18 protein-coding genes are annotated in these 20,678 nt (G+C 35.7%); 12 read left to right on the top strand and 6 right to left on the bottom strand.

The genetic code is table 11. The features are described from left to right. Window positions 1–3: 3 nt before the first annotated feature. Genes AC06G9_RS08250 through AC06G9_RS08240 form a run of 3 tightly spaced genes read right to left on the bottom strand, consistent with a single transcriptional unit; the run spans window position 4 to window position 2,057 of the window. Window positions 4–723, bottom strand: a complete 720-nt coding sequence (locus tag AC06G9_RS08250) for a ThuA domain-containing protein (protein WP_248754131.1) — start codon at window positions 721–723, stop codon at window positions 4–6. Window positions 724–737: 14 nt separating this feature from the next. After that, window positions 738–1,802: a 3-dehydroquinate synthase gene (gene aroB, locus AC06G9_RS08245; RefSeq protein ID WP_346569165.1), complete on the bottom strand. Its 1,065-nt coding sequence runs from the start codon at window positions 1,800–1,802 to the stop codon at window positions 738–740. A 48-nt stretch (window positions 1,803–1,850) separates the two neighbouring features. Beyond that, entirely contained in the window at window positions 1,851–2,057 is a 207-nt protein-coding gene (locus AC06G9_RS08240; protein ID WP_045753558.1) for an RNA-binding S4 domain-containing protein, read from the bottom strand. Window positions 2,058–2,150: 93 nt separating this feature from the next. Between AC06G9_RS08240 and AC06G9_RS08235 the strand changes: the two genes are divergently transcribed. Further along, window positions 2,151–3,344, top strand: coding sequence for a proline dehydrogenase family protein (locus AC06G9_RS08235; protein WP_045755412.1), 1,194 nt, complete (start codon window positions 2,151–2,153; stop codon window positions 3,342–3,344). A gap of 41 nt (window positions 3,345–3,385) precedes the next feature. Further along, window positions 3,386–3,997: an HAD family hydrolase gene (locus tag AC06G9_RS08230; protein WP_045753559.1), complete on the top strand. Its 612-nt coding sequence runs from the start codon at window positions 3,386–3,388 to the stop codon at window positions 3,995–3,997. On the opposite strand, the gene AC06G9_RS08225 is transcribed toward AC06G9_RS08230, so the two are convergent. Both AC06G9_RS08225 and AC06G9_RS08220 read right to left on the bottom strand, forming a co-directional pair. Further along, window positions 3,994–5,334: a hypothetical protein gene (locus AC06G9_RS08225; RefSeq protein ID WP_480957855.1), complete on the bottom strand. Its 1,341-nt coding sequence runs from the start codon at window positions 5,332–5,334 to the stop codon at window positions 3,994–3,996. The genes AC06G9_RS08230 and AC06G9_RS08225 overlap by 4 nt on opposite strands. A gap of 18 nt (window positions 5,335–5,352) precedes the next feature. Further along, on the bottom strand, window positions 5,353–5,958 hold the full coding sequence (locus AC06G9_RS08220) for an RNA polymerase sigma factor (RefSeq protein ID WP_045754491.1): 606 nt from the start codon (window positions 5,956–5,958) through the stop codon (window positions 5,353–5,355). Between the two features lie 236 nt (window positions 5,959–6,194). Here AC06G9_RS08220 and lysS point away from each other — a divergent pair, with 236 nt between their 5' ends. The 6 genes from lysS (at window position 6,195) to coaA (ending at window position 12,310) form a co-directional block, all read left to right on the top strand. Further along, window positions 6,195–7,913 carry a lysine--tRNA ligase gene (gene lysS / locus AC06G9_RS08215; RefSeq protein ID WP_094771630.1) on the top strand — a complete coding sequence of 573 codons (1,719 nt, stop codon included), beginning with the start codon at window positions 6,195–6,197 and terminating at the stop codon, window positions 7,911–7,913. A gap of 193 nt (window positions 7,914–8,106) precedes the next feature. Continuing rightward, on the top strand, window positions 8,107–9,162 hold the full coding sequence (locus AC06G9_RS08210) for a patatin-like phospholipase family protein (RefSeq protein ID WP_045754489.1): 1,056 nt from the start codon (window positions 8,107–8,109) through the stop codon (window positions 9,160–9,162). A 31-nt stretch (window positions 9,163–9,193) separates the two neighbouring features. Beyond that, complete coding sequence (locus AC06G9_RS08205) at window positions 9,194–10,426, top strand: nucleoside recognition domain-containing protein (RefSeq protein WP_045754488.1); 1,233 nt, start codon at window positions 9,194–9,196, stop codon at window positions 10,424–10,426. Between the two features lie 20 nt (window positions 10,427–10,446). Continuing rightward, the gene (locus AC06G9_RS08200; protein WP_045754487.1) at window positions 10,447–10,821 is read left to right on the top strand and encodes a methylglyoxal synthase; all 375 of its coding nucleotides are present in this window, start codon (window positions 10,447–10,449) and stop codon (window positions 10,819–10,821) included. A gap of 55 nt (window positions 10,822–10,876) precedes the next feature. Then, a complete protein-coding gene (locus AC06G9_RS08195) occupies window positions 10,877–11,281 on the top strand; it encodes an OsmC family protein (protein ID WP_045754486.1) in 405 nt (134 codons plus the stop codon). Between the two features lie 63 nt (window positions 11,282–11,344). Next, window positions 11,345–12,310, top strand: a complete 966-nt coding sequence (coaA, locus tag AC06G9_RS08190) for a type I pantothenate kinase (RefSeq protein ID WP_248754137.1) — start codon at window positions 11,345–11,347, stop codon at window positions 12,308–12,310. Here the strand turns inward: coaA and AC06G9_RS08185 are convergent. Then, window positions 12,307–13,158: a mechanosensitive ion channel family protein gene (locus AC06G9_RS08185; protein ID WP_045754484.1), complete on the bottom strand. Its 852-nt coding sequence runs from the start codon at window positions 13,156–13,158 to the stop codon at window positions 12,307–12,309. The genes coaA and AC06G9_RS08185 overlap by 4 nt on opposite strands. Before the next feature lie 109 nt (window positions 13,159–13,267). On the opposite strand from AC06G9_RS08185, the gene AC06G9_RS08180 reads away from it, so the two are divergent. The 4 genes from AC06G9_RS08180 (at window position 13,268) to AC06G9_RS08165 (ending at window position 20,409) form a co-directional block, all read left to right on the top strand. Next, window positions 13,268–15,367: a heavy metal translocating P-type ATPase gene (locus AC06G9_RS08180; protein WP_480957854.1), complete on the top strand. Its 2,100-nt coding sequence runs from the start codon at window positions 13,268–13,270 to the stop codon at window positions 15,365–15,367. A gap of 171 nt (window positions 15,368–15,538) precedes the next feature. Further along, window positions 15,539–18,133: a DNA gyrase subunit A gene (gene gyrA / locus AC06G9_RS08175; protein ID WP_045754482.1), complete on the top strand. Its 2,595-nt coding sequence runs from the start codon at window positions 15,539–15,541 to the stop codon at window positions 18,131–18,133. A 6-nt stretch (window positions 18,134–18,139) separates the two neighbouring features. Next, on the top strand, window positions 18,140–19,237 hold the full coding sequence (locus AC06G9_RS08170) for a tetratricopeptide repeat protein (RefSeq protein ID WP_480957853.1): 1,098 nt from the start codon (window positions 18,140–18,142) through the stop codon (window positions 19,235–19,237). Window positions 19,238–19,239: 2 nt separating this feature from the next. Next, entirely contained in the window at window positions 19,240–20,409 is a 1,170-nt protein-coding gene (locus AC06G9_RS08165) for a tetratricopeptide repeat protein (RefSeq protein ID WP_248754139.1), read from the top strand. Window positions 20,410–20,678: the final 269 nt, after the last annotated feature.

Here is a 20,678-nt window from a genome sequence, read left to right as displayed (position 1 = left end):
TTGTTATTTTTTCTTCATTACATATTGGAGTCCCCCAATAATATGCTGTTGAAATTTTTCAGTATCAAAGGCATCTACAGTATGACCGAGACCGGTATAGAATGATCTTCCGCCATCAAACTCTTGATACCAGGCAATGGGATGAAATTTTCCCATCTTTCCTCCTTTATAACTGGTCTCATCCAATTCCATTAAAATATGAAGTCCTTTTTTCATTGATTTAAAATCATACCATTCGTCGCGATGAAACCAAACTTTAGGTAAGTGTTTCGTTGCTAAATGATCATGATCAACAACATTAATGTTAGCTTTCTGAACAGCTGGATGAGAAGCAAAATATCCACCGACAAGCTGTCCATACCAAGGCCAGCTATATTCGGTATCACTTGCGGCATGTATGCCTACAAATCCTTTTCCAGACTGCATAAAGCGAACAAATGCGGCTTTTTCACTTTCATTAAAAATATCACCCGTTGTGCTCAAAAAGACTAAAGCATCGTATTTTGCTAGCGTAGAGTCGGTAAATAAGCGACTGTCTTCTGAATGATCAGCCTTCATATTATTCCGTAAAGCTAATTGCTTTAATACGGCAACACCATGCTCGATACTTTCATGCCTAAATCCTGTTGTCTTTGAAAAAATTAAAATTCGCTCCTGAGCACTCACCTGAGTTGCACAAAATGTTGTAAAAAGGAATACTATTTTTTTGAAAAGATTAGACATAACTATTATCAGGTTTATGCTATTAAATTACGATAAAAATCTAAACTTTCAATAATTAAATCTTCCGTAACAAAAATATCATAATCACATGATCCAATTTTACTCAATAAAGCAAACCCAATCTGATTGGAATGATTTTTCTTATCGTTATTCATCAAACTGAGTAACTCGTGATCAATGGAATCATCAAATCTATAGTCATTGAAGTTTTTCCTAAATGTGGCAATTAAATCTTGTAGATCTTCCAACGGAAGGCCATTCAACTTGTGCGACAAATAAGCTTCGCAAATCATACCGATTGCAATAGCCTCACCATGAAGTAGGGATTGCTCATCATGAACTAATGAATAACCTTCTATAGCATGACCAATCGTATGTCCAAAATTTAATATTTTACGAAGCCCCTTTTCCTTTGGGTCTTGTGTGATCACCGTATTTTTGATTCCTACCGAATGTCGGACATATTCTGAATTAATCGCACTTACGTCAAGATTTTTGACCGTATTATAATAGGAAGCATCAAAAATCAATCCGTGTTTAATCACTTCTGCAAACCCCGAAACCAATTGCTTTCTTTCCAGAGTTTTCAAAAATAGGCTGGATATATACACGGCTTGAGGCTGAGTAAATGTACCGATGATATTTTTATAATTATCTAAATCTATACCAGTCTTACCGCCAACGGATGCATCTACTTGAGATAATAGTGTGGTCGGAACTTGAATAAAATCAATTCCTCTTTTGAACGTTGAAGCAGCAAAACCACCCATATCTGTCACCACACCACCTCCTAAATTAATTAACAGACTGTGTCTATCTGCACCAAAATCAAGCATGGTATTCCATACACCGATACAAAAATCAATGTTCTTATTTTCTTCTCCAGGATCGACTTCAATCACATCAAAATTTCCGAGATCAGCCAAAATAGGTTGTAAAATAGGTAAACAATGATCACTGGTGTTTCGATCAACTAAGACCAAAATCTTGGAGTAATTTCTTTCTTGTATAAAGGTTTTTAGAGACTGTAATGAGTCGTCAAAGACTACTTGATAGCCTAAACTTTCTATAAATTGCATTTCTATTGCGTTCAGTTGATGTTTTTTATAAACAAATTTTGTTAAATATTATACCAATTTTACTTGTTGACCTTCAAATTCAACGATATCATTAGGTCTCACTTTCATTCTTTTCCTGTACTCCACCTCACCATTAACGATGACCATACCTTCAGTCACAACTAATTGAGCCATAGCACCATGTTCCACCCAGTTTAAAGCTTTAAGTAACTGAATTAATGGAATATATTCTCCTTCGATTTTGAATGTTTGCATACAGCAAAAATAAGTTAATATTTCAGGAATCTCCTAATCAATAAGTGGTAATATTTTTGAATTTACTACATTTGTGTGGATTAGATTAAAATGATGACACAGATTGTTGAAACCAGAAAACTATCTTTTGATAATACAGAAATTGCATTCAAAAGTAAAACCGATAAAGATTTAGATCGTGCTTATTTACTTTACAAAGTAATAGCTAGCAACTTTTTAGTAAAAGTCGGTCCTCCAATCACTAATTTTGCACTTAATATTGGATTACCTATTCAAGGAATCATTAAATCAACAATCTTTAAGCAATTCTGTGGGGGAGAAACAATTGAAGGTTGCACGGCAGCAATCAATCATTTGGGCGAAAATAACGTTGGTACGATTTTAGACTACTCGGTAGAAGGTGAGGATACAGAAGCAGCTTTTGATGCTACCTTTAAGGAAACCTTACGCACGGTAGTTGCAGCTAAAACTAATAAATACATTCCTTTTTCCGTATTTAAACCTACTGGATTAGGTCGTTTTGATCTATTTGAAAAAGTAAATGCAAACCAAACATTAACTACAGCAGAACAAGCGGAATACGACAGAATGTATGATCGTTGTGATCAAATTTGTAAAGCTTGTTATGAGGCTAATGTGAAGGTACTGATCGATGCTGAACACTCTTGGATCCAAGATGCTATTGATGATATCGCACGTGATATGATGGAAAAATACAATAAAGAACAACCTATTGTATACAACACCTACCAGTTATATCGCCACGATAAATTAGCATCATTAAAAGCAGATTTTGACTATGCTAATACGCAAAATTTCTTTATAGGGGCTAAAATAGTACGTGGTGCTTATATGGAGATTGAGAGACAGAGAGCTGCTGAGAAGGGCTACCCATCTCCTATCCAACCAACAAAAGCAGCAACTGACAAAGATTATGATGCTGCTATCCATTTCATATTGGATCATATCGATCGGTTTGGCATGATGGCTGGTACTCACAATGAGGAAAGCAGTCTTTTGTTAGCGAATGAACTGGACAAACGTGGTATCGACCATAGAAGTGATCGCATCTATTTTGCACAATTGTTGGGGATGTCTGATAATTTGACATTCAACCTATCTGAGTCAAACTACAATGTGGCAAAATATATGCCTTATGGTCCAATTAAGGCTGTAATGCCGTATTTATTTCGGAGAGCACAGGAAAATACTTCGGTTGCAGGCCAAACAGGTCGCGAACTGGGTTTAATCATAAAAGAAAAACAAAGAAGAAAAGCTAGTCGTTAAGACTAGCTTTTTTTGTAAGTTTGCAGACTTAAAATTTAGATATGTCACCTGAATCAATAGCGAAATTTAATAAACTTAATGAAATAGCGGAATCATACGAAGCCTTATTATTTGATGTAGATGGTACATTAGCCGATAATATAAGTGCACATAAAGCAGCCTATGTCGCTACGGCGCTAGAATATGATGTATTATTGGATGATGGTCTCATCGATGAAACTGCGGGCTGGCCTACTGTCGCGGTTGCAAAAGAAATTTGTATTCGCTATAATAAATCTTTTGATGTTCAAGAATTTTCAACTCGTAAATCAGCGATTTTTATAGAACGTTTTATTCAGGAAACCCAACCTATAGACTATGTTGTCGAACATTTAAAATTTCAAATTGGCAAAAAACGTATTGCAGCGGTATCGGGAGGATCTAGATCGACTCTAAATATCACCTTAACAGTACTTGATGTATTGGATAAATTGGAAACTTTGGTATGTGCGGGTGACACGCCTCATGGCAAACCCTCTCCAGAACCTTTTCTTTTGGCAGCGGAGAGATTGCAGATAGCTCCATCAAAATGTTTAGTTTATGAAGATGGAGTACCTGGAGTGCAGGGCGCTTTGGCTGCAGGAATGGGTGCTGTACGTATTGACCAGATTTAAAAGCTGGTCACCACTTTCAGACCTCCGTTGGTATAGTTAAAATCGGTAGACTTAAGTCCGCCAACAGGAAGTTTTACAAATGGTTCGACTGCTACAGACAATTTCTTTCCTACCTGCATCTTTTTACCAACAGAGAAATTGACAAATCCATTAAACTCGTTTGTATTGACCGCATTCCCCTTAAAGGATTGTTTCATATTTTCTGGTGCGTAAACTGCATTTCCATTATCTGCCGCAGTATTCTCATTTATTCCATTGACAAAATAATTTTCTTGCGTTTGATCCAAAACACCTATGTAAGATACACCAACGGAAGTATAGAAACTCTTCGTGACATGATAGCGTACATCTACGGGTATATCAATGGTCAAAAGTTTATTATTTACTGCACTTAATTCTTTATTTGGAGCTTGCTGTTTGGCCAATAGCAATGATTCATCATGTCTGACGATCGAATTATTGGATACAACTGCATTATAGGAGATATTTGCGGATTGCACAGCGCTTAAATTATCTTGACGATTTGCACCTGCACCATATTGTTGCATAGAAACTCCCGATCGAATACTGATTTTATCCGTGACTTGATATGCTAGACTTAAACCACCACCTAAGCTCATCTTATCCACAGTCGAAGACGGGGATACAAAGGCTCCTATCTCCCACTTTTTAATCGCTGAAGCAAAATCATGCTTTGCTGCATTACCAGGATATAAGGACCCGAGGTTTTCCAGTTTTTCAGCAATGGAACGAGTACTCTCGTTAGTGTTATTGACACTGCTATTGGTTACTAAATTATGATCCTTTACTCCCTCTCTCTTTGTTTCTACAACTTCTTTAATCGTTGAAGGTTGAGGATCGATAAAATCATTTCTTTGATCATGATCATTGAAAGTAGGAGTTGAAAAACTCAAGTCATGTCCAGCAGTAAGCATGTTATGCTCATCATGATCTATGGTACGAACAGGACTTTGATCAGTAGAATTGGAATTGGCTTCAGTACGATTTTTCTGCGGATCACTGAATGACCATCTCGGAGAATCGATTGTTGTATCTAAATCATCCTTTTTCTGAACCAGTTTTTCTGTTATTTTTAGATGTGCAACACCAGGTAAATCTTCCTGAGGTAGATGTCTTAGATATAAAAATGAAGCGCTGGCAATACATAATACTGCTGCAGCTGCACTCCAATACTTCCAATTAACTTGCTTTTTTGAAACAAGAGTAGTATGATCTGACGCAAATTTTTCCCAAGCCCCTTCTAAATAAGGAAGCTCATGAGCTTTCATTTTATCGACGATGTCGTCTATCAATTCCTTATCTTTTTCTTTTGTCATCTTAGTAACTACTTCTTATTATTTAAATTCCTGTCCTATCTTATTCTGTTCCAAATAAAGCATCCTTAGTTTTTGCTTTGCTCGAGTAAGATAAGTACGGGAGGTGCTATCGGGAATTAATAACTGCTTTGCAATTTCATCATGTGAAAAACCTTCAATCTCATATAAATTGAAGATAATACGTTGCAATTCAGGCAATGAATCTAATAACTTCATGATATCGCTAACCTCTAAATTACTTGAATTGTAAACCATGGGAACATGTATACTATTTTCTGCCACATCTTCTAATGAAATCATCTGCTTTTTTGATCGCAGAAAATCAATGGATATGTTGGCTGCAATTCTACCGATCCATGATCGAAATGATTTTTCTAACACTTCTTCTTCAACCAAATGATTAAAAGAATCTAAACGTCTGAAAATTCGTATAAATGCCTCATTTGTTAACTCTTCTGCATCTACATCGGATTTGACATAGCGAATAATGATAGCCATTAAGTATCCATAGTACTTTTTATAGACAAAAGCCTTCCCCTGCTCACGACCACGCAAACACTCATCCAGTGCACCTTTCAGTGTTTCTTGCTTTCCCTTTTTAAAGTATGATTGTATAATGCTCACTCAAATAAGACTATATTAATTTGCTAATCTTCATCTAAAATAATACTTTCTAAATTAAGATTCTAAAAGTCTTTATTTCAATTTCTGTCATGCTATTTATTAAGTACAGTTTAATAACGATCTCCAATAACATTATGCTACAGGATTATTTTATAAAATATAAAATAGTTTGAGCTCCTATAAATGCAAAAAAAAAGCTATTTTTGTCTGATTTTTATATTATTTAATCCTTACCAATGAGTACTGTATTATCCGAACAGGAACAATTAAGAAGACAGGCATTGCAATCTCTTGTGGATTTGGGTATCGACCCCTATCCGGCTGAAGAGTTTGAGATCAGTGCAAATGCTGCTGATATATTAAAAAATTACGATAGAGATAAGCTTAACTATAAGAATATAAGCATTGCGGGACGTATCATGAGCCGTCGTGTCATGGGAAATGCTTCATTTTTCGAAATTCAAGATAGTTCAGGCCGTATTCAAGCTTATATAAAACGTGATGACATCTGTCCTGATGAGGATAAAACGATGTATAATGTCGTTTTTAAAAAATTATTAGATATTGGTGACATCGTTGGAATCAAAGGCTATGTTTTTACAACTCAAACGGAAGCAATCTGTGTTCACGTTGAAAAATTAACAGTATTATCGAAGTCATTACGCCCTCTTCCAATTGTAAAAACTGCAGAAGGAAAAACATACGATGCTTTTACAGATCCGGAATTACGCTATAGAATGCGATACGTAGATCTTGTTGTTAATCCGCAAAATAAAGAGATTTTCGTCAAAAGAACGAAGTTGTTTAGCGCTATGCGTAACTTCTTTAATGAAGCAGGTTATATGGAGGTGGAAACTCCAGTTCTTCAGTCTATCCCTGGGGGTGCAGCAGCACGTCCATTTATAACGCATCATAATGCTTTAGATATGCCTCTATATTTGCGTATCGCAAATGAATTGTATCTGAAACGCTTGATCGTGGGTGGTTTTGATGGTGTTTACGAATTTTCAAAAAACTTCAGAAATGAAGGAATGGATCGTACACACAATCCAGAATTTACAGCAATGGAAATTTATGTGGCTTATAAAGACTACAACTGGATGATGAAGTTTACAGAACAATTGTTAGAACACTGTGCAATTGCTGTAAATGGAACAACGAAAACGACATTCGGTGAACATGAAATCGATTTCCGTGCCCCTTATAAAAGGATTACTATGGCCGATTCAATTAAGGAATTTACAGGTTTTGATATCACTGGAAAATCTGAACAAGAAATTTTTGAAGCGGCTAAAGACATGGGAATTGCGGTGAACAACACCATGGGCAAAGGAAAATTAATTGATGAGATTTTTGGCGAAAAATGTGAAGGAAACTATATTCAACCGACGTTTATCACAGATTATCCAAAAGAAATGTCTCCATTGACTAAAAAGCACCGGGATAATCCAGAGATTACTGAACGTTTTGAATTGATGGTGTGTGGTAAAGAAATCGCTAATGCTTATTCTGAATTGAATGACCCTATTGATCAGCGTGAGCGTTTTGAAGCTCAAATGGCATTATCCGCTCGTGGAGATGATGAAGCCATGTTTATCGATCAGGACTTTTTACGTGCACTGGAATATGGTATGCCTCCAACCTCTGGTTTAGGTATTGGTATGGATCGTTTAATCATGTTCCTAACCAATAATGCTTCTATTCAGGAAGTATTATTCTTTCCTCAAATGCGTCCAGAAAAGATTACGACAGTTGCTTCAACTGAAGATTATATAGCACTAGGAATTCCAGCTGAATGGGTGCCTGTATTACAAAAAATGGGTTTTAATACAATCCCTGAATTGAAAGACGCTAACCCAAACAAAGTTTTTAACGACTTGGGCGGAATGCGTAAAAAAATGAAATTAGAAATCGCAATGCCAACAAAAGACGAGGTGTTGGCTTGGTTTTCTTAAATCACGATTTGACCTATAAGGGTGCGATTATTAGCTTAATAATCGCACCCTTTTTATTTGAACTCTAATTTGATACATTCATGTCATTCGACAGTAATTGTTCCACAAACAAGACGATATCCAATAAATAAAGAGAAAAAGCATTTACCTATTTCATTATTTAATCCTATTTTTATAAGGATAAACATTAAAAATGAAAAATATACTTTCCATAGATGGGGGTGGGATTAGAGGTATAATACCAGCTTTAGTATTAGTGGTATTAGAAGAAATTCTTCAAAAAAAATGTAATGATCCTGATGCTCGAATTGCCGAATATTTTGATTTTATAGCGGGTACAAGTACAGGTGGTATTTTGGCCTGTATCTTATTATACCCTAGTGATGAAAATCCTTTAAAACCTAAATTTTCTGCTAAAGAGGCGCTCAATCTCTACGTTTCTCACGGTAGTGATATTTTTAAAACGACAAAATGGAGAAAATTTTTAAGCGAATTTGGCTTGGTAAGCGAATTGTATTCTGCTACTGCGCTTGAGAGTGTATTGCAACAATATTTTGGAGAAACGAAACTCAGTCAACTCATCAAGCCATGTATCATCACGGCGTATAATATAGAGCTCCGAAAGAATCATTTTTTTAGGCAACAAAAAGCGATCACGCATGGTACAGCCCGCGACTTCTATTTAAAAGACGTTTGCCGAGCGACCTCAGCTGCTCCTACCTATTTCTCTGTTGCTGAAATCTACTCCATAGCGGGAACGAGATATCCATTGGTAGATGGTGGGATGGTGGCTCAAAATCCATCCATTTGTGCTTTGCTGGAGGTGATGAAGGCTTTTGAAGATACGGAAATAAACGATTTATTTATGGTTTCTTTAGGCACAGGTATAGCAAAGACGGCCTATAATTATGAACATTTTAAGAAAAAATTAGCTATTCAGATCGGACCTGCCTTGGTGGATATCATGACTAGCGCCTCTTCTGAAAGCACAGAGTTTTTTATTGAACAATTATTCAAGTTTAATCGAAAATCAAAAAATTATGTTCGTTTAGAACCTACAAATATGTCAAGTGTCGAATCTTCTATGGATGCAGCTTCCCAAAACAACATCCAAAAGCTCATCTCTCTGGCAGATAGACTCATGAGTGAAAATGAAAATCAACTGAACCGGATCGTAGATCACTTGATCAAAGAAAATAATGCTAAAAACAAGAAAAATCCGTGGTCGAAGTTGATGGATAGGTTGTAAAAGTTTACATTTACGCATATTTTAAATCAATATGGCACTAAATATCGTTTGGATCTCCTTTTTTGTTATTGCATTCATTGTTGCTTTGATCAAGCTCATTTTTTTTGGTGATACCGAGATTTTCATGAAAATAATCAATGGCATGTTTGACAGTGCTAAAAATGGGGCTGAAATTTCGTTAGGGCTAGTTGGTATGATGACGTTTTGGTTGGGTATCATGAAAGTTGGTGAAAAAGCAGGTATGATTACACTGTTTGCTAAAGCGGTTAATCCTTTTTTTAGTAAGTTGTTTCCTGGGATTCCAAAAAATCATCCTGCGAATGGTTCTATTATCATGAATTTTTCTGCGAATATGCTTGGTTTGGATAATGCCGCCACGCCCGTTGGACTTAAGGCAATGCAAGAACTACAGGAACTCAATCCTGAAAAAGAAACAGCGACTAATGCACAAATCATGTTTTTGGTTTTAAATACGGCAGGTATTGCATTAATTCCTACATCAGTCATTGCACTACGGATGGCTAATGGTGCTGCTAATCCTGCTGATATTTTTATTCCAGCCTTAATCGGAACATTTATTTCCTTTATATCTGGTATGGTGGCTGTTGCTTTTTTTCAAAAAATCAACTTATTTAAATTACCTATACTCATTTTTTTAGGGAGCTTTGTTGTTTTAATGGCTGCATTATATTTTGGTTTAAATGGCTTACCTCCTGAAAAAATTGAAATTGTTACTGGATTAATTGGTGGCGTTTTAATCTTTTCTATTATCATCTTATTTATCGTTTATGGTGCATTTAAGAAACTAAATGTATACGATGCTTTTATTGATGGGGCTAAAGATGGGTTTAAAACTTCCATTATGATTATTCCTTTTTTAATCGCTATTTTAGTTGCTATTTCTGCTTTTAGGACTACTGGATGTATGGATTATCTTGTAAATGCAATCGGGGCATGCTTTGCTTATTTTGGTCTAGACACGCGTTTTGTGCCAGCACTTCCGGTTGGATTGATGAAAACGTTAAGTGGCGGTGGTGCAAGAGGTCTTATGGTAGATGTGATGCAAGCGTACGGGGCTGATTCGTTTCAAGGTAGACTGGCAAGTGTTATCCAGGGATCTTCTGAAACAACTTTTTATGTTCTGGCTGTCTATTTTGGTTCTGTCGGTATTAAAAATACCCGACACGCTCTTATATGTGGCTTGATTGCTGATTTGGTGGGTTTGATCGCGGCTATTATTTTAGCCTATATCTTTTTTGGTTAAATTTTTCAATATTTATTTAGATGATAAAAACAATTGCTTTAATCGCGCACGATGGTAAGAAACCAGAAATGGTTGCTTTTGTAAAGGATCATATCGAGTTTTTAAGAAAGGCACATTTGGTCGCAACTGGTACAACTGGTTCTTATGTGAAACAAACAGGGCTTGAAGTGGAGCTAAAGTTAAGCGGTCCTATGGGTGGTGATGCACAAATTGCTGCTCTTGCTGCGGAAGGAAAGGTGGATGGTATCATCTTTTTTAGGGATCCACTTGGTAAACATGCTCATGAACCAGATATTCAAATGTTAATGCGGGTCTGCGATTTATATAATGTTCCACTGGCAACCAATCCAGCGACTGGAAGCCTGATCATCGAAGGGCTATTGGAAGATGAATAAGGATTTAAAAAACTTTAAATTCATACTATCCTAATTATTATTTATATTTAGAAATATGAACGATAACGAGATCTTGGTAACGATTGGCGATATTCCTTATACAACAACCATTACACATGGGAAAAATACCTTGATTGCTGATGAGCCACAAGAACTAGGTGGACAGGATAAAGGGGTTAATCCTCCTGCCCTATTACTATCTGCAATAGGCTCATGTAAGGCAATGACAGTAAAAATGTATGCCGATCGTAAAAAATGGAAATTGGAAGAGGTCAATATTAAACTTTCCTATGAAACTTTAAAAAGTGAATTACAACAAACAACCTATATAAAATGTCACCTCTCTTTTAAAGGAGAATTGGACCAGGAGCAAAAAGATCGTCTGCTACAGATCGCAGAAAAATGTCCTATTCACAAAATTTTGTCTAATCCAATTATCATTTCTTCTAATTTGATCTAAAAAAATCGATTAGAATTTTTGATTATATCCATCAGATGCTATATTTGTCGCCACAAAGAATCTATGAACATGCAAAATGAACAGCACACTCCAATTGACTCTCCTTTTACTTCAATAAAAAGAGAAAATTGGAAAAAACTGAATGGTCACTTGAAGCACAAATTTTCGCAACACGATTTGGATCAATTGCATGCACTCAATGAACCTTTGAACGCTGAAGAAATTGAAGATGTATATTTTCCGCTAAGTCATCTTTTGGGTATTCATATTGAACGTTTTCAGGACTTGCATAAAAGTACAAACCATTTTTTTGAAAAAAATGAAAGTACACTTCCATTTATTATTGGTATTGCAGGTTCCGTTGCTGTTGGAAAAAGTACGACTGCCCGTGTACTACAACGGGTTTTGAGCCTACTTCCTAATAAGCCAAAAGTAGATTTAGTAACGACCGATGGATTCTTGTATCCTAATCATATCTTAAATGAGCGAGATATCATGAATAGAAAGGGCTTCCCTGAGAGTTACGATGCTAAAAAATTAATACAATTTTTATCGGCGATAAAATCAGGTATGGGATCCCTTTCGGTCCCCTTATATAGTCATCTTGAATATGATGTCTTACCGGACGATCAACAACAATTGATAGATCATCCGGATATCCTTATTGTTGAAGGGATCAATGTACTGCAAGTCAATTCGCAAAGACCAAGAAAAGGACACAGTGTTTTCGTTTCTGATTTCTTTGATTACTCCATTTACGTTCATGCGAGTGAGAAAAATCTATTAGAGTGGTATACCAATAGATTTGAGTCTTTACGACGTACAGCTTTCCAAAATCCAGCATCTTTTTTTCATCGCTATGCCGATATGAACGCAGAGGAGAGTATTCAGATGGCGCATCAAATCTGGAATGAGATCAACAAACCAAATCTAATACACAATATATTGCCGACTCGATATCGAGCAGATCTGATCTTAGAAAAAGGTAGTCATCATTTTGTTAAAAATGTAAAAGTTCGCAAAATCTAGTCTTCTCTAGAGCGAAATAATAACATTTCATTTAAGATTTCATTTTGAATCTGATGATGTAACTTATTGCTGCTGGATATGGTTGTCAGTTCAATTTTATATTTAACAAAATCCTTGCCCACTTCAGCGACTTTTATTTTAAATAAATCATTCCAAATAATGTTGCTATTTACTTTGAGCAGCGGTTTCAAATGGTTTTCAAAAGAAGTAATCTCAAGAGGTTTTTCTAAAGGAAGCTCAAACTTGACAATGAGCTTATTGGACTTTTGAGATGACTTATTCACCATAGTGGACGTAAATATCAGATTATTAGGAATTAAAACCACATCATCATCTTCATCCCTAACAACAATATTGGCTAAGGTAATATCAACGATCTTACCTTGATAATTGCTGATTTTAATATGATCTCCAATAGAAAATTGGTCAGAGAACATGACCAATAATCCACTTATCATATTGGTTATGTACTCCCTAAAGATAACGGCTATCGCCATCGCGACAATGGTCATACTAGTAATGAATTCCTTTGGATCAATACCCAATGCAATCATAACCGTAACCACAATCATAGCAGCATTGAGCACACGCGCAACGCGTGAGATACCTAAAACAAAATTACCCCTGACATCGTGATTTGCATGTTTACGATTGTATAGCGAAACAATTAAAAATCGTCCAATAGAAATAAGCAGATTGGCAGTCAAAAATGTGTTTAAAGCATAAGCGAAATGTAGTATAATACGATTTTGTTCATAAAATGAGGCTAAACCAACAAATGAGTAGCTTAAGGCTAGCCAAAGAATGCAACGAACGACGAATGATAGGGACAATTTATTTTTAACCATTTAAATCTGATTTTCTTGAGGAACTAAACTAATCATTTTTCAATCAATATAGAAAAATGATACACCTAAAATTAAGTATATTTGCAGTAGACCAGCGGTCGAAAAAAGTATGAAGGAAGAAACAACAACTGTAGAACTTACTGTAACTGGGATGCATTGCACGAATTGTGCAATAGCCATACATCAATATTTAGAGAAAAAGGATGCTAAAGATATATTTGTGGACTTTGCTTCAGATGAAGTGAAATTTTCAGGTATCGCACAAGAAAGTCTTACAGAAATAACCAAGGGTATAGAAAACTTAGGCTTCCATGTCGTAACCGATGAAGCGCCGAAAGAGCATTTTTACAAAAAAATAGAAACTAAATTTTGGTTCAGTCTCATTTTTACGATTCCATTATTTGCCCATATGTTTATCCATCACCCCTTGTTGCATGATCCTTATGTACAACTTGGGCTATGTATTCCTGTATTCTTACTTGGTTTCTTTCATTTTGGCAAAAGTGCATTTTTTTCCTTAAGGAATGGAATGCCTAATATGGATGTGCTTATATTTATAGGGTCGTCGGCAGCATTCACCTACAGTCTCATCGGTACCATTCAGCAGCTGGGCCCTGATTATATGTTTTATGAAACATGTGCTACGATTATTACTTTAGTTCTTTTAGGAAACTTGCTAGAAAAGAAGTCTGTCAAAAAAACAACCTCAGCAATTGGAGATCTCATCAAAATTCAAAATGTGAATACGACCAGAATCTCAGGTGAACATGAAGAAATAATACATACGAAAGATGTCAAACAGGGAGATGTTCTACTCATCAGATCAGGAGATCTCATCCCTGTCGATGGTGATATTTTATCTGGGGATGGGTTTGTCAATGAAGCTATGATCACGGGGGAAAGTCTACCTGTATTTAAAAAGAAATATGATAGCGTTATTGGAGGAACAACTTTAACAGATGGTAACTTTAAGATAACAGCGACTAAAGTAGGTCGTAAAACGGTACTTTCACAGATCATCTCCTTGATCAAAGATGCGCAATCAAAGAAACCTCCTATTCAAAAGCTAGGTGATAAAGTTGCCTCTTATTTTGTACCCTTAGTGGTTGTCATAGCGGTATTCACATTTTTCATCACGTATTTTATTGCTGAAATTTCATTGCAACAGTCGCTTATGAATGCCATTGCTGTACTTGTCGTCTCCTGCCCCTGTGCTATGGGGTTAGCAACTCCAACGGCAATCATGGTTGGATTGGGCAGAGCTGCAAAAATGGGAATATTAATCAAAGGAAGTGATACGATCGAAGAAATGTCAGAATTGAAGTATATGGTATTTGATAAAACAGGTACTTTGACAACGGGCGATTTTAATATTAAAGCAATCCAAACTTTTGGTATCGAACAAAAGCAAGTTGAATCTATTATCGCCCAATTAGAAAGTTATTCGAATCATCCTATTGCAACCTCTATACGCCAACATATGACAGAGGTGAAAGCATACCGCATCATCTTTCAAGATGTCAAAGAAATTAAAAGCGAAGGCATCTATGCAACAGATACCAACAACAATGCATACAAACTGATCAATGCACGATTAGGAAAAGTTGATTATTCAAACCGTTATGACTTGATATTATCTATCAATGACGTTGTTGTTGCGGGACTGGTTATTGAAGATCAAATAAAACCTTATGCAAAAGAATTGATTCAGGCGATTAAAGCTAAAAACATTATACCCGTCATACTGAGTGGCGACCGCAAAACTAAATGTGATCAAGTGGCTCAAAAACTGGGAATAGCAGAAGTTTATTCTGACCGCAATCCAGAAGAAAAATTAAACATCATCAATCAACTAAAAAAAACAGGTATCACCGCCATGGTTGGAGATGGAATTAATGATGCCCCTGCCCTAACCACAGCTCATGTTGGCATCTCTTTGGGAGATGCAAGTCACATTGCCATTCAATCGGCAAAAATTATCTTATTGAACTCTGATCTAAAATCCATTGAGAATCTATTACTTATTGGTCGACATACCTTACAAACAATCAAAGAAAATTTATTTTGGGCTTTTGCTTACAACATCGTGGCAATACCACTTGCAGCGATGGGATTTTTAGGTCCTATGCTGGCGGCATTCTCTATGGCATTTTCAGATGTAATTGTGATTGGCAATTCACTTCGACTACGTTTTAAAAAATTAAGATAGAGAGCAACTGTGATTAGATTTTGATTTTAAAATCAATAAAAAAATAGACTATTTTTTTCACTATCTTGAACCTCAAAACATTCGCTTTTGAGGTTATTTTTTTGTAACTTCGCATGCGTAGCAATCCGTGTAGACGGCATTGTTTAATAGTTTTATCGAAACCAAATTAATATGGCTGAAGAAACAGAAAATGATAATAATTTAGTGCCTGCAAACGATCGAATTATTTCGGTAAGTATAGAGGATCAAATGAAAACTGCTTACATTGATTATTCAATGACAGTTATTGTTTCTCGTGCATTACCAGATGCTAGAGATGGCATGAAGCCTGTACACCGTCGTGTTCTTTATGGCATGTTGGATTTAGGTGTTACAAGTAGTAAACCTTACAAGAAGTCGGCACGTATCGTTGGTGACGTTTTAGGAAAGTACCATCCGCATGGTGATACTTCCGTATACGATGCAATGGTGCGTCTCGCGCAAGATTGGAACATGCGCTATCCTTTAGTGGACGGGCAGGGTAACTATGGTTCAGTCGATGGAGATCCACCTGCAGCAATGCGTTATACAGAAGCAAGATTAAAAAAAATTGCTGAGGAGATTTTATCGGATATTAATAAAGATACAGTTGACTATCAATTGAACTTTGATGACTCTTTGCAAGAGCCAACAGTATTACCTACCCGTATTCCTAATTTATTAGTAAACGGAGCATCAGGTATCGCAGTTGGTATGGCGACAAATATGGCGCCGCACAACTTGACAGAAGTCATTAATGGTACAGTTGCTTATATTAATAACCGCGATATCGACATTCCAGAATTAATGCAATACATCAAAGGCCCAGATTTCCCTACTGGTGGTTTGATATATGGTTATTCGGGAGTGCAAGATGCTGAAAATACAGGTCGTGGTCGTGTGGTCATGCGTGCAAAAACCGAAATTGAAGTATCAAAATCTGGTAAAGAATCAATCGTTGTAACAGAGATTCCGTATCAAATCAATAAAGCGAATATGATTGAACGTACCGCTGAATTGGTTAATGAGAAAAAACTAGAAGGTATTTCAGCTATTCGAGACGAGTCCGATCGTACGGGTTTACGTATTGTCTATGATATCAAACGTGATGCTAATGCAAATGTTGTTCTCAATAATCTATTTAAGTATACTGCTTTACAGACATCGTTTTCAGTAAATAACATTGCACTTGTCAAAGGAAGACCAGTGTTGATGAATTTGAAAGATATGATTCAGGTATTTGTCGATCACCGTCATGATGTAATTACACGCCGGACTCGATTTGAATTATCTGAAGCAGAAAAAAGAGCGCATATATTAGAAGGATATTTAATTGCACTAGATCATTTAGATGAGGTTATTAAACTTATCCGTGCTTCTGCGACTCCTGAAGATGCCCGCGTAGGTTTAATGGAGAAATTTGGTTTATCAGATCTCCAAGCTCGTGCTATTCTAGATATGACGCTTCGTCGTCTAACTGGACTGGAACATGACAAAATCAAAGAAGAATATGCTGAATTAATGAAAACAATCGAATACTTAAAATCTGTTCTAGCAGACGAAGGTCTTCGTATGCAAATCATTAAGGATGAATTGATCGAAATCAGAGAGAAATATGGTGACGAACGTAGATCGGTTATCGTACACTCGGCTGAAGATATGCGTATGGAAGATTTTATTGACGATGAAGAAATCGTGATTACAATCTCTCACAATAGTTATGTAAAACGTACTCCACTTACTGAATATAAACGTCAAGGTCGTGGTGGACGTGGATCTATCGGTTCAACTACACGTGAAGAAGACTTTACGGAACACATCATCACAGCTTCGGCACATAATTACATGTTGCTATTTACAGAATCTGGACGTTGTTTCTGGCTTCGTGCATTTGAGGTACCGGAAGGAAGCAGAACTTCTAAAGGTCGTGCTTTACAGAATATCATCAATATTCCAAAAGACGAAAAAATTAAGGCCTACATTTTAGTGAAGAATTTAAAAGACCAGGAATATCTGGAGAATAATTTCATCATTATGTGTACTAAGAAAGGTACAATTAAGAAAACATCTTTAGAAGCTTACTCTCGCCCTCGTGCTAATGGTATTAATGCTATTAACATCAACGAAGGAGATCAATTATTAGAAGCTTGTTTAACGAGTGGCACTAGCGAAATTGTAATGGCATTACGCTCTGGACGCGCTATTCGCTTCAACGAGTCTACGGTTAGACCAATGGGAAGAACAGCTACTGGTGTTCGTGGTATCACTTTGGGTAGTGAAACTGATGAAGTAATTGGTATGATTAGTGTAGATGATCCAGAGACTACGGTACTTGTTGTTTCGGAAAAAGGTTATGGTAAACGTACAGACATCGAAGATTACCGCGTTACAAACCGTGGTGGTAAAGGTGTGAAAACAATTAGCGTTACAGAAAAAACAGGTAGTTTAGTAGCGGTAAAAGGTGTTAACGATACTGAAGATTTGATGATCATCAATAAATCAGGAATTGTTATTCGTATTTCAGTAGAACAACTAAGAGTAATGGGACGTGCTACACAGGGTGTACGTTTGATTAATCTAAAAGGTGATGATGAAATCGCATCTATTACTAAAGTAGATCGAGAAGAAGAGGAAGAAGAAGTGATCGCAGATGAAGATGGTGAAATGCCAACAACAAAAGATGGAGAAGCTTCGACTGAAATAACAGAAACCGATCAAGACGAAAAATCTGAATCTAACGAAGAATAAAATAGAATGAGAGCATTATTGACATCATTAATACTGTCAGCTTCAAGTTTAACTGTTGTTGCCCAATCCAATATCAAGGAGGGCAGCAACAGTTTTGCACTTTATACGCAAACTGGAGATATAAAACATCTTGAAAATGCACGAAAATTTAGTGATGCTGCATTTAAAACTCGAAAAGATTCATCTTCTGTTCGGAATAATATTTTAAGAGGATTAGTTTATAGTTCCTTTGCTGTGGCAGATTCAACAAGAAAACAGAAATATACCCTCGACCCTATTGATGAAAGTCTAAATACATTAAAACTGATCAATAGCAAAAAGGCTTATAAAAATTTTCCAACTGAAGTTGACTATATCAAACAAAATTTAGCAACGTCTTTAATTTACAAATCAAATATTGATTTGAAAAATAACAAGTTTGATGAAGCTTACAAAGGATTTCTTAAAGTAGATTCTCTTGGTTTTAAAAATGCTGACTTAAAATTTAATTTAGCAACGCTAGCGGTAAGTAGTAAAAGATATCCTGATGCCATTAAATATTATAATGAGTTAATCAAACAGGATTCTCGCAAAGCGCAATATTATCTGGAACTAGCGGCGGTATACGAGAAAATTGGCACCAAACAAGATGAACTTAACACATTGACAGCTGGTCGTCAACAATTTCCTCAAAATAAAGAGATTCTTTTTAAACTAATCGATATTTATGCTAAAAATGAATCTTATGACGCTGTTTTGCCTATCATTGATGAAGCGATCAAATTGGAACCTGAAAATGTGGAGCTAAATTATCTAGGTGGATATGCATATGAAGACGCTAAAGATATTCGAAATGCAAAACAATATTACAACAAGGTTTTGCGTTTAGATGCTAATAATTATCCATCAAATTTAGCTTTAGGACTTATTTATTTGAAAGATTTCCTAAAGTCTAAAACAGACGAAGATAGACAATATGCACAGGCATATCTGCTGAAAGCAAATGAAATTAAACCATATGATGTTAATGCACTTAAAGCCCTATCTACTTACTACAATGCGATAGAAGATTTTGTACAATTAGATCGTGTGAATATATTATTAAATCAATTAACAGTTAATTAGAGATGAACATTAAATCATTATTATTATTGGCAGCTATTGCATCGGCAGGAACATCTGTGTATGCACAAAAAAATAATGTTAATAAAGCAAAAACGGGTATAGCCAAATTTGAAGAACTGAAAGGCGCAGGTACTCCACAATTAGCTTTGCCAAATTTAAAAACTGCACAAGAAGCTATTGATCTTGCTGTTGTTCATGACAAGACAAAAGATAATGCCGAGGCTTGGACGATCTATTCTTTAGTATATGCTAATTTAGCTAATTTGGATAAATCTACGGAAGCTGCAAAAAAAGCAGAAGATGGAATTGCTAAAGCTAAATCTTTGGATACTGATGGTGCAAATAAAGATAATATCCGTGTGTCGGAGCAAGTATTAGGTCAATATAATTTTAATATCGGTGCTGAAGAATATCAAGGTCAAAAATATAAAGAAGCTTATGACTCTTTTGAAAAAGCTTTGACATACTTACCAGGTGATACCACATTAATTTACTATGGCGGTATTTCGGCATTACAGGTGAATGATTACGGTAAAGCAATTGCAAAATATAAGCAATTGATTCCTGTGAAAGAATTTTCTTCTCACAAACAGGTAGTGGTAGATCTTCCAAAATTATATTTATCAGCAAAAGATACAACTTCAGCATTAGAATATGCTGCTAAAGCGGTAGAATTATATCCTGAAGATAATGCTGCGGCAGTTCAAAATATTGAGTTTAACTTGATTACTGGACGTGAAAAAGAAATTTTAGCTGGTATCACGGCACAATTAGCAAAGGATCCAAATAATAAAAGTTTAAATTATTATTTAGGTATTGCTAATTCTGCAAATAAAAATGACGCTGCTGCTATCGAGGCTTATAAAAAAGCACTAGCTATTGATCCTGATTATTTTGAAGCAAATACCAATATCGCGATTACAATGATGAACGGTGTTCGTGAAAAATTGAATATTTTGAATAATGATAGATCATTGAGTCAAGCAAAATACAATGAAGGGGTTGCTAAGATTAAAGAAGAGATAAAACCTGCATTAGTATATTTAACAAAAGCAGTGGAGCTGCAACCTAAGAATGTTGATGCTTTAACAAATCTAAAAAACTATTACGTTTTCATGCAAGATGAAGCAAAAACTTCAGAAATTACAGCTAAAATCAATGCTTTAAACTAACATTGAAGATTGATACAGAAGAGGGGATTGCTAATTACAGCAATCCCCTTTTTTTGTGCAGTTATTAAAAATTTCATATTATATGCAAAATTTAAAATAAAACTTGAATCTCAATAAATAACTCTGCATAAAGGACCAAATTACTTTTTAAAACCTTTAACTTAAATTAACATCATTGAAAAAAATATTTGTTACCTTTATACAAATAATAAATTAATCAATTTAAGCTCTGTATGTAAATTTAGTTTTACCATTATTTTTAACCAGAG

The sequence above is a fragment of the Sphingobacterium sp. MAE genome (genome assembly GCF_056711605.1).
The sequence above is the reverse complement of the archived record's forward strand: the minus strand, read 5'-3'. Positions and strand labels throughout refer to the sequence as shown.